Source organism: Mycobacterium sp. TH-M106 (assembly GCF_057473765.1).
The window spans coordinates 1-2188 of the sequence record NZ_JBYCLE010000012.1 but is presented as its reverse complement, the minus strand read 5'-3'; the positions used below and the strand labels follow the sequence as shown (position 1 = coordinate 2188).

The 2188-nt window shown below is 67.2% G+C and carries 3 protein-coding genes; all 3 read left to right on the top strand.

Annotated elements, in window-relative coordinates:
• On the top strand, window positions 1-782 hold a 782-nt coding region (locus AC2VOP_RS00390; protein ID WP_486959123.1), incomplete at its 5' end, for a polyprenyl synthetase family protein.
• 74 nt (window positions 783-856) lie between these two features.
• On the top strand, window positions 857-1723 hold the full coding sequence (htpX, locus tag AC2VOP_RS00385; protein ID WP_486959122.1) for a zinc metalloprotease HtpX: 867 nt from the start codon (window positions 857-859) through the stop codon (window positions 1721-1723).
• A 44-nt stretch (window positions 1724-1767) separates the two neighbouring features.
• Window positions 1768-2188: LLM class flavin-dependent oxidoreductase (locus tag AC2VOP_RS00380; protein ID WP_486959121.1), on the top strand; the 421-nt coding region annotated here is incomplete at its 3' end.

Genomic DNA, 2188 nt, shown 5'->3' with positions numbered 1-2188 from the left:
CCTGGCAGGTGACGGTCGCCGGCGCGGTCATCGAACTGGTGCACCTGGCCACGCTCTATCACGACGACGTGATGGACGAGGCGGAGCTGCGCCGCGGAACACCCAGCGCCAACGCCCGGTGGGGCAACAACATCGCGATCCTGGCGGGCGACTACCTGTTCGCTACGGCGTCGCGGCTGGTGTCGCGGCTGGGTCCGGAGGCGGTGCGGATCATCGCCGAGACGTTCGCCCAACTGGTGACCGGGCAGATGCGCGAAACCCGCGGCGCGGCGCAGGGGGTGGACACTGTCGAGCACTACCTGAAGGTGGTCTACGAGAAGACGGCCTGCCTGATCTCGGCGTCCGGCCGGTTTGGCGCGACGTTCTCCGGCGCGGACACCGAACAGATCGAACGGCTGGCCCGGTTGGGCGGCATCGTCGGCACCGCATTCCAGATCTCCGACGACATCATCGACATCGACAGCGACGTGCACGAATCCGGCAAGCTACCCGGCACCGACCTGCGCGAGGGCGTGCACACGTTGCCGGTGCTCTACGCACTGCGCGAAACCGGGCCAGGCGCCGATCGGCTGCGGCGGTTGCTGGCCGGCCCGGTCGACGACGACGCGGTGCTGGCCGAGGCGTTGGCGTTGCTGCGGGCGTCGAAGGGGATGTCCCTGGCCAAAGACACTGTGGCTGGCTACGCCGCGCAGGCCCGCGCCGAGCTTTCCGCGTTGCCCGATGTCGCAGGCCGTTCAGCGCTGTCCAGTTTGGTCGACTACACCGTCAACCGGCACGGCTGAGGCTGTTTTTGGGAACTCCCACACCATGATCGGCGTTTAATGGGCAGCATCTGCGGGTTTCGAGGAGGAAGCTGATGACCTGGCACCCCCACCACAACACGCTGAAGACGTTCGTGTTGCTGGTCGGTATGTCGACGCTGATCGTGCTGATCGGTGCGTCATTTCGAAGCCCCGCCGTCTTGGGCCTGTCGGTGCTGTTCGCCGTCGGCATGAATGTCTACGCCTACTTCAACAGTGACAAGCTGGCGCTGCGGGCCATGCATGCACAGCCGGTCACCGAGGTGCAGGCGCCGGTGATGTATAGGATCGTGCGCGAGCTGGCCACCGCCGCGCACCAGCCGATGCCGCGGCTGTACATCAGCGACACCGACGCTCCCAACGCGTTCGCGACCGGCCGCAACCCCCGCAACGCCGCCGTCTGCTGCACCAGCGGGATTCTGCGCATCCTCGACGAGCGCGAGCTGCGCGCGGTGCTGGCACACGAGCTGTCACACGTCTACAACCGAGACATTTTGATCTCGTGTGTGGCCGGCGCGTTGGCATCGGTGATCACCGCACTAGCCAATATGGCCATGTACGCCGGGATGCTGGGCGGCAACCGGCGGGACGGCAATCCCATTGGGTTGCTTCTGGTTTCGATGCTCGGTCCGATCGCGGCCACGGTGGTGCGGCTGGCGGTGTCGCGTTCCCGCGAATATCAGGCCGACGAGTCCGGCGCACAGCTGAGCGGCGACCCGCTGGGGCTGGCATCGGCGCTGCGCAAGATTTCCAGCGGTGTGCAGGCCGCGCCGCTGCCGCCGGAACCGCAGCTGGCCAGCCAGTCGCACCTGATGATCGCCAACCCGTTCCGGGCCGGTGAGCGGATGGGGAACCTGTTCTCCACCCACCCGCCGATGGCCGACCGCATCCGCCGGCTGGAGGAGATGGCCGGGAGCCAGTAGCCAAATCACGGTGCCGCTGTGGCCAGTGTGACTAGCCTGCTCCTATGAGCACTTACGGCGTCGCGATCCTCACTCCTGACCTGCACACCCTCGCCGAGACCGCCGCAACGGTCGACTCCGCCGGATTCGACGCCGTGTGGGCCTCGGAGTTCTATTCGCGGTCGGCAACCGTCTCGATGGCGGTGATAGCGCAAGCGACCCGCAACACCCGGGTGGGGTCGTCCATCCTGTACGGCGTCGGCCGCAGTCCGCTGGTGCTGGCCACCGAGGCCAAGGACCTCGACGAGCTGTCGGGCGGTCGGCTGGTGCTCGGGATCGGTAACGGGACCAGACGGATGATGAGCGACTGGCACGGGATCGCCGACACTTCTGCGCCGGCGCTGCGGATGGAGGAACTCGTCCCGCTGGTGCGCCGTATCTGGAACCTGCATGAGGGCCCGATCCGGCACGAGGGCCGCTTCTACC